The sequence below is a fragment of the Larkinella soli genome (genome assembly GCF_003703975.1).
Classification (GTDB): domain Bacteria; phylum Bacteroidota; class Bacteroidia; order Cytophagales; family Spirosomataceae; genus Larkinella; species Larkinella soli.
Map to the genome: position 1 here is coordinate 1 of NZ_QTJY01000041.1, position 6,868 is coordinate 6,868.

The 6,868-nt window shown below is 50.6% G+C and carries 7 protein-coding genes; 4 read left to right on the plus strand and 3 right to left on the minus strand.

All coding sequences use genetic code 11. The features are described 5' to 3' along the window. The first annotated feature begins 757 nt into the window (after positions 1-757). The 3 genes from DX909_RS29150 to DX909_RS29160 are packed head-to-tail and all read left to right on the plus strand — an operon-like array spanning position 758 to position 3,481. Entirely contained in the window at positions 758-1,732 is a 975-nt protein-coding gene (locus DX909_RS29150; protein ID WP_164851454.1) for a serine hydrolase domain-containing protein, read from the plus strand. Further along, positions 1,729-2,811 (plus strand): sensor histidine kinase, encoded by a 1,083-nt coding sequence (locus DX909_RS29155; RefSeq protein WP_128548834.1) that lies wholly within the window; start codon positions 1,729-1,731, stop codon positions 2,809-2,811. Before DX909_RS29150 ends, DX909_RS29155 begins: the two co-directional genes overlap by 4 nt. Then, a complete protein-coding gene (locus tag DX909_RS29160) occupies positions 2,792-3,481 on the plus strand; it encodes a LytR/AlgR family response regulator transcription factor (protein ID WP_128548836.1) in 690 nt (229 codons plus the stop codon). The genes DX909_RS29155 and DX909_RS29160 overlap by 20 nt, the downstream gene beginning before the upstream one ends. Before the next feature lie 227 nt (positions 3,482-3,708). On the opposite strand, the gene DX909_RS29165 is transcribed toward DX909_RS29160, so the two are convergent. Beyond that, positions 3,709-4,038, minus strand: a complete 330-nt coding sequence (locus DX909_RS29165; RefSeq protein WP_128548838.1) for a hypothetical protein — start codon at positions 4,036-4,038, stop codon at positions 3,709-3,711. Between the two features lie 108 nt (positions 4,039-4,146). Beyond that, positions 4,147-5,067, minus strand: coding sequence for a PD40 domain-containing protein (locus DX909_RS29170; RefSeq protein ID WP_128548843.1), 921 nt, complete (start codon positions 5,065-5,067; stop codon positions 4,147-4,149). Between the two features lie 337 nt (positions 5,068-5,404). On the opposite strand from DX909_RS29170, the gene DX909_RS29175 reads away from it, so the two are divergent. Next, entirely contained in the window at positions 5,405-5,869 is a 465-nt protein-coding gene (locus DX909_RS29175; protein ID WP_128548840.1) for a GNAT family N-acetyltransferase, read from the plus strand. Between the two features lie 220 nt (positions 5,870-6,089). Here the strand turns inward: DX909_RS29175 and DX909_RS29180 are convergent, their stop codons facing one another. Beyond that, positions 6,090-6,551: an energy transducer TonB gene (locus tag DX909_RS29180; protein WP_128548842.1), complete on the minus strand. Its 462-nt coding sequence runs from the start codon at positions 6,549-6,551 to the stop codon at positions 6,090-6,092. Between the last annotated feature and the right edge of the window lie 317 nt (positions 6,552-6,868).

A 6,868-nucleotide genomic window follows, 5' to 3' on the forward strand; every position in this document is an offset into this window, starting at 1 on the left:
GCTTCTAATCTTTAATTTGGACATGCACTAGGCTGATCGCTTGTAAAAAGCCTTTTCCTAGCGTAAGAAACCCCGACAGCTGCCCTAAGACGGCCATCGGGAGGTGAATATTCCCGGTTTAGGAGGCCTCACCAAGGAAATGTGGAAGGGTTCATGTACCTTTTCCACCCACCACCGTAAAGCGGTAGCCGATTATGGCGAGATTTAGAAGGCTTAGTCTGTGGCGGACTAAGCTTTTTTATGGCGAAAAGAGGGTAGGGATCGCTGGAGAGGCACTGCCTTCCATGGCGGTGTTCATCGGCATTGAATTTTTAGTGACTCCCTGAGGGGAACAACCCAGTATCAAGCAAAACAAATCATTCTTAGATCGAATAGGCGACTCCCTAATCATTACGGAAAGTGTCTCAAAAAAAGAGCATTTAAGGAGACCGAAGAAATATCCTTCGGTATAGAGCAGCTAGGTGCATGATTTGATCCATGGTCGCTCTCTCTTACTCGAACTGCTACTTGCCGGTTAAAATGGTAAGGTAGCCGATTAATTTAGCTAAGTGGCAGAGTGTATTTCGGATGTAGGCAGTACAGAGACAACTTTGGCCTATTCATGAACCAAATCCGTACTACGATGAGAATGTTGCTTTTATTGGCCTGTCTATTTTACCTGCCTTTCGCCTTTGCCCAAGGCGATCGGCCGCCGGAAATGATTCAACACCCGGCGTATGGAAACGCCATTCAAAAGGCCCAGCTCTACCTGGATTCCTTGCGACGCCGGCAAGACATCCCGGGCCTCTCGATTTGTGTGGCAGCAAGCGGGCAGATTCTCTGGGCGCAGGGCTTTGGATTCGCAGATCTGGAAAACCGGCAACCCGTCACCCTTCAGTCTAAATTTCGGATCGGATCGGTTTCCAAATCCCTGACCTCGCTGGCGGTCGGCCGCCTGGTGGAAGACCACCGACTTGACCTGGATGCGCCGATCCAACGGTACCTGCCTGACTTCCTTCCGAAACAATACCCGATCACGGCCCGTCAACTGGCGACCCACACGGCGGGTATTCGCCACTACCGGGAGAACGATCCCATCGCTTGCCCGATTCGTTACCCGACAGTCCAGGCCGGCTTAACCATATTCAGCGCCGACAGCCTGATGTCTCCCCCCGGTACCGCCTATCACTACTCCACCTACGGCTATTCGCTGCTCAGTGCGGTCATCGAAGGGGCCAGCGGAACTGACTACCTCACCTTCATGCAACAGGCCGTTTTTGACCAGCTGGGAATGCGCAGCACGGGGGCCGATTACGCCGATAGCCTGGTCAGCCACCGGGTCCGGTTCTACGAACACCGGCAAGGAAGGCTGGTCAATGCCGCCCTGGTGGACAACAGCTACAAGTGGGCCGGTGGGGGGCTGTTATCCACTCCAGTTGATTTAGTCAAAGCCGGCTGCGCCCTGTTCAGCGGTACTTTCCTCCGCCCCTCGACGACCGCCCTGCTTCTTCATCCGCAGGTGTTGGCCAATGGGACTAATACCGCCTATGGCCTGGGGTGGCGCATCGGTGCCGATGCGCAGCGACGACGGATGGTTCACCATGGCGGTTCCATCGACGGGGGACGAACGTTTCTGCTGGTATATCCCGGCGAAAAATTAGTCGTCGCCGTCACGGCCAATATGAGTGGCGTCCGAATTAACTTGCCGGAGGTCGAAACCATTGCCCACTTTTTTCTGGCTCCCCCCCGATGAAACAATCCACGCGCCTGGGCCTGCACCTGAGTTACTGGCTCCTGTACGGCTTCCTGGTCAGCTTCCTGCTGATGATCGCCCAGGCCACCGACCAGCCGGCTCTCCCCGAAGCGGATGATTGGATCGCCATTCTTTTGTTCACCTTCCTGACGGGAGCCGCCAGTTTCTACACCTTTTACGGCGGGTTGGCGCCCCGCTACCTGCCCACCCGACGCACCCGGCTCTTCCTAGGACTGGGCACTCTGGTCTGTCTGGGGATTGCCCTGGTGTCGACCCTGCTGGTGTCGCTGAGCACGACCCTGCTCCTCTATTTAAGCCTGGATACGGTGCAATGGATTCTATTCTCCATGGCCGATCAGCTCGTGCTGCTGGTAGGCTTTGCCCTGCTGGCCCTGGTCAATGCCGTTACAGGCACGCTGCTGCGCGGATCGCTGACCTGGTATACCGAGATTCACCTGCGGGAGCGGATGGCCAACCGGCAGCTGCAAACGGAACTAGCCTGGATCAAGGCGCAGCTGAATCCCCACTTTTTGTTCAATACGCTCCATAACATCGATGTTCTGATTGAGCACGATGCGCCCCGGGCGTCGCTGTACCTGAATAAACTCTCGGATCTGCTGCGGTTTAGCCTGTATGAAACCCAGGCGGAACAGATTCCCCTGGCGCAGGAGCTGGCTTGTATCGAAAAATACGTCGAGTTACAGCGCATCCGAACGGCCCATGCGCACTACGTCACGCTGCAGCTGGAGGGCGAGGCCGACGGCCTTTGGATTGCCCCCATGCTCTTCATGCCCTACCTGGAAAATGCCTTCAAATACGCCACCCGAAAAAACGTAGCCGAAGCCATTCGTATCCAGATTGCGGTGGAGGATCACGGCGTCCGTTTTCAGTGTGTGAACCTGCTTGACTCGTCCCGACCGACCACCCAGCAGCAGGGGGGACTGGGTCAGGATTTACTACGCCAGCGTTTAGCGTTGCTGTACCCCCAGCAGCATACCCTGCTCATTGAAGCAACGAATACGACTTATTCGGTGAACTTAACCCTATCGCTACAGGCCCATGCGCTGTCTGCTGGTTGAAGACGAACCCCTGGCCCGGTTGCGGCTGGAAGAATACATCCGCCGGATTCCCTTTCTGAGCCTTTGCGGAGCCGTGGACAACGGCCTGGATGCGTTAGTGATTCTGCAGCAGGAGCCGATCGACCTGGTCTTTCTGGATATCGAAATGGACGGCATCACGGGTCTTCAGCTCCTGGAAGCGCTGCCGGCACCGCCGGCCGTGGTGCTCACGACAGCTTACGACCAGTACGCGCTGCGGGCCTTTGACCTCCAGGTCGTAGATTACCTCTTGAAACCCTACAGCTTTGAGCGGTTTTTGCAGGCCGTGACCCGGGCCCGGCAACGGACCGGCAAAAGCCCGGAAGAAGTCCTTCCCTCTTTTTTGTTCGTCAAAACCGAGTACCGCCTGCAAAAAGTCGCCTTTGAGCAAATCCTGTATATTGAAGGGATGCGGGACTACCGGCGGCTTCACCTGACGGCCGAAAAGATCATGACGCTGGAAACCTTCAGTGCGCTGGAACAGCGGTTACCCCGGCCGCAGTTTTGTCGGGTTCACAAATCCTACCTGGTCGCGCTGGATAAGATCGAGTCCGTAGAGCGGGATCGCATCTACCTGGGGCCAGTGGTATTGCCCATCTCCAACACGTACCGAGACGAGTTTTACGCACGGATTGGTCGCTCGAGTTCGTAAACAGATACCTGCTTCCTCAACGGAGGTCCAGTTCCTTATAAGGAACTGAAAGAAGTGCTTATTCTAAAATTAGGCGACTGAGATCAATCCATCTTATTTTTTCATCCCCAAATGGGGTAGCGAAAGGTAACTTAGTGGCGTCTCGAATGATCCTCTTTACATTAGACTGTCCGTGTCGCCAGGTAGGCAACAGCACCAGACCTTTTTGTTTTAGCTTCGCTCTTCTCTTACTCCGTAAACAGATCTTTATTCCACCCTCGAAAGTCGTAATACTTGCTTTTAGGCTCGCCTGTCCAGCCGTTGATGCCCTTTTTCTTAGGCAGGAAGTATAAGTGAATGTATACAAAAGGGAGGATAAACAGACCGAAGGTAATCATGGAGGCAGACCGACCAAAGACCACTGAGATTCCACAAATCAACGTCAGGATCAAAAGGTACTTGCCCACCCTTCTAAGTTTAGGAGTTCGTTCTTCAAAATGGCCCATGGTCATATTCCCTATAGCAAACACGATACTGACAATGGCTACCTCAAACCACAACGATTCGGTTGTCCACATAACTTTCTGGTATACTTAGTGGAAAGAAAACGAAAAAGGATTAAGGATAGTAATTAATTATTACGCTAACGGAATTCAAGGCGAACGCAATGGGTGTTTGGGCTAGCCTTACTTTAATGTTTGGATAATCTGAGCAGATACCCAATAGATGTCCCCATCACGGGACAGAAACAAGTACTTGCCATCCGCAGTGACGAAAGGACAGAAGTCATAGCCGGGGGTGTTGATGGCACTGCCCATGTTCTTAGCCGGTTGCCAGGCTCCGTTTTTGTCCTTGAAGCTAATCCACAAATCACCTTGGCCTTTGCCATCAGGTCTTTCGGCGCAGTAGATTAAGTACCTCTCGTCCGGAGCGACGAAGACATCGGCTTCGTAATGCTCGGAGTTGATGGCAGAGCCTAGCTTTTGGGCCGGTTGAAAAGTGCCTTTCTCATACCGGGAAGTATAGATATCGTAATTTTTATCCTGTTCTTTGGATGTGCCTCTGTTGGAAGAGAAGTACATAGTCCCTGTACTGGTAAAAGAAACGTAGTATTCATTCTTGGGTGAGTTAATTGCCGGTCCAGCATTGACCGGCTCCGACCAGCCTTGGCCCTGCCGCTGGATGAACCAGATGTCAACGTCCTTTTTGGGACCCTTTCCGTTTAAAGGCTGGTCAGAGATGAAGTAGAGCCGCTGCTGGTCGGGCGAAAGGAAGGGATCATTAAAGCTGTATTGCTCGTGAGTCAGCAGGGTTTGCGGCTTAGTCCATTGCCCGTTTTGCCGTTTACAGTATTGCAGAAAAGGCTTCCCCCGTTGTAATTCGACCGCAAAGTAAAACTCGTTGCCATCCCTGGAAAATACGGAGCCAAATTCGTACTGTTCTTTCAGGGATATTAAACCAGGAGCAAACAGTTGCTGCCCTTGATGGGGTGGAGTTTGCCCCAGATACAACGTGGCGGTTGATTGATTTTGTCCCCGGGTGAAGCCGTAGACCAATAGAAGTAGGGTAAGGCTTAGCAGCCGCGTGTTCGTACAAAGACGTTTCATCGTGTGTTTCTGATGGAAGGGATTGGCTTTAATAAATAAAGGCATCTGTTTACAAGGTGTTGTTGTTCGACCGTAGAACAGTTAAGAGGTACTCCTTCTAACCACTATTTGGTTTTATTAGCCCTTTACCAAAGCTAGTGCCAGGCCATATTTAGCTTATGGTCAAATTGTTATCTATTTACTGAACCATTAGTAAAGTGCGACTTTGCACAATTAGTTGGGTTTCGCACCCCCAAGTTGATTTCTCACCTAACGGTCATGCTTTCATTATCCACCTGTTGCTGCACAAATCCTGCTTTTCTTTACTGGAACTTGACAAAGTTGACAAAATAGGCTCATGGAAGTGACGATAAGAACTGCTCACCCAGCGGATTATTCCCAGATAGTAAGGTTAATTAACGAGTTCGCTCTTTTTCAAGGCGTTCCTCACAACGTGACCATCACTGCTGAGCAAATGCAGCAAGACCAGCACCTGTTTTACTGTCTGGTAGCCGAAACAGAGGCCAAGGATCTGATTGGTTTTGCTACCTATTTTCCTGCTTATTATTCCTGGACAGGTAAGGCCTTGTATCTCGACGACTTATATGTGAAAGAAGAGTATAGAAAACAAGGCGTCGGCAGGCAGCTTCTAAAGGCAGTAATCAATCTGGCAAAAGAACAGAGCTGTAAGAAAGTACGCTGGCAGGTATCCAACTGGAATACGAACGCTATTGCTTTTTACCAGAACCTAGGTGCGCGGGTTGACACGGTGGAAATAAACTGTGATTACAAGTTAAGCGAAGATATCCCTACCTCTTCCTGAAGATTAGTTGGTCCCACACAGTACGGTTAGGCTCTTGCCCAGTGGGATGAATTGTACCCCATTAAAATAGAATGACCACTATTTATGTATGCAATATATCGCATGTCTTGCAAAATCCTCCGTTGGTAAGACAACTTCAACAATAGGGGGCTTACTATTGGGGCGTTTTTCGCCGGTCAACAAGTCTCTGCCAGGCTCCATTTAAAAGACGCCTCCTGGTTTACCAATTCGAAGCCGGCACATAGACTTCGCTGAGCAACACGCGAGAGCGGGTTAGTTGAACAAACGTGCGGGCCAGAGCCGCCCGGTCTTCCTTCGTAAGTCGTTTCTTGCCCTGGCTATTTTCGGATTCAAAGCCCACGGGCAATACATACTCGCCGGCATAAGAAGCTGGTAAGGTGGGTAGTTGCTCAACGATCTGTTGGACCTTATAGACAAAAGGGTTATCCACCTCATCCTCATTCAAATACTTGATCTGGGTGACTTTTCCTTGCGGCGTTAGGGTAAACTGAACAAAAACGATGGTCGTTTGCTGGGCTAGCCGTCTAAGTTCAGGGTAGCGAATCTCCTTGAGTGCCCGGCGAAAGGTGGAGTCTGTATCAAGTGCCAGAGCCGGCACTTGAGCCAAGCAAATGCGGACACTTATTACACAAAAAAATAGAAAAGTACATAGCGTTTTCATAACCTTACTAGAAATGAATAGTCGAATCGATAAAGCGAATGTAGAAAACTTAAATTACTCCGGTGATAAGTGACCAAGAATCTTTAATGATTCGTATTTAAAGAAGTTGATCAAGGGAAGGCGAGATCGTTCGTAGGGATCATGATCGTTAAACTTCCTGGCTTTGTTAAATAAACTATTCATAAAGTTCTTCGTAAAAGCAGCCCCAAAACACATTAGGTAGTCAAAATATAACGGCCATTCTTTACTACGTTAACCTTCTTTATTTTCGCTCAACTCACTCCACAATGTGAACGGTCAAGACAATTGATACTTCT

What these genes read in the sequence shown, in the direction of transcription:
- DX909_RS29155 (WP_128548834.1), top strand. Translation starts at nt 1,729, where the DNA reads ATGAAACAATCCACGCGCCTGGGCCTGCACCTGAGTTACTGGCTCCTG.
- DX909_RS29160 (WP_128548836.1), top strand. Translation starts at nt 2,792, where the DNA reads ATGCGCTGTCTGCTGGTTGAAGACGAACCCCTGGCCCGGTTGCGGCTG.
- DX909_RS29165 (WP_128548838.1), bottom strand. Translation starts at nt 4,038, where the DNA reads ATGTGGACAACCGAATCGTTGTGGTTTGAGGTAGCCATTGTCAGTATC.
- DX909_RS29170 (WP_128548843.1), bottom strand. Translation starts at nt 5,067, where the DNA reads ATGAAACGTCTTTGTACGAACACGCGGCTGCTAAGCCTTACCCTACTT.
- DX909_RS29175 (WP_128548840.1), top strand. Translation starts at nt 5,405, where the DNA reads ATGGAAGTGACGATAAGAACTGCTCACCCAGCGGATTATTCCCAGATA.
- DX909_RS29180 (WP_128548842.1), bottom strand. Translation starts at nt 6,551, where the DNA reads ATGAAAACGCTATGTACTTTTCTATTTTTTTGTGTAATAAGTGTCCGC.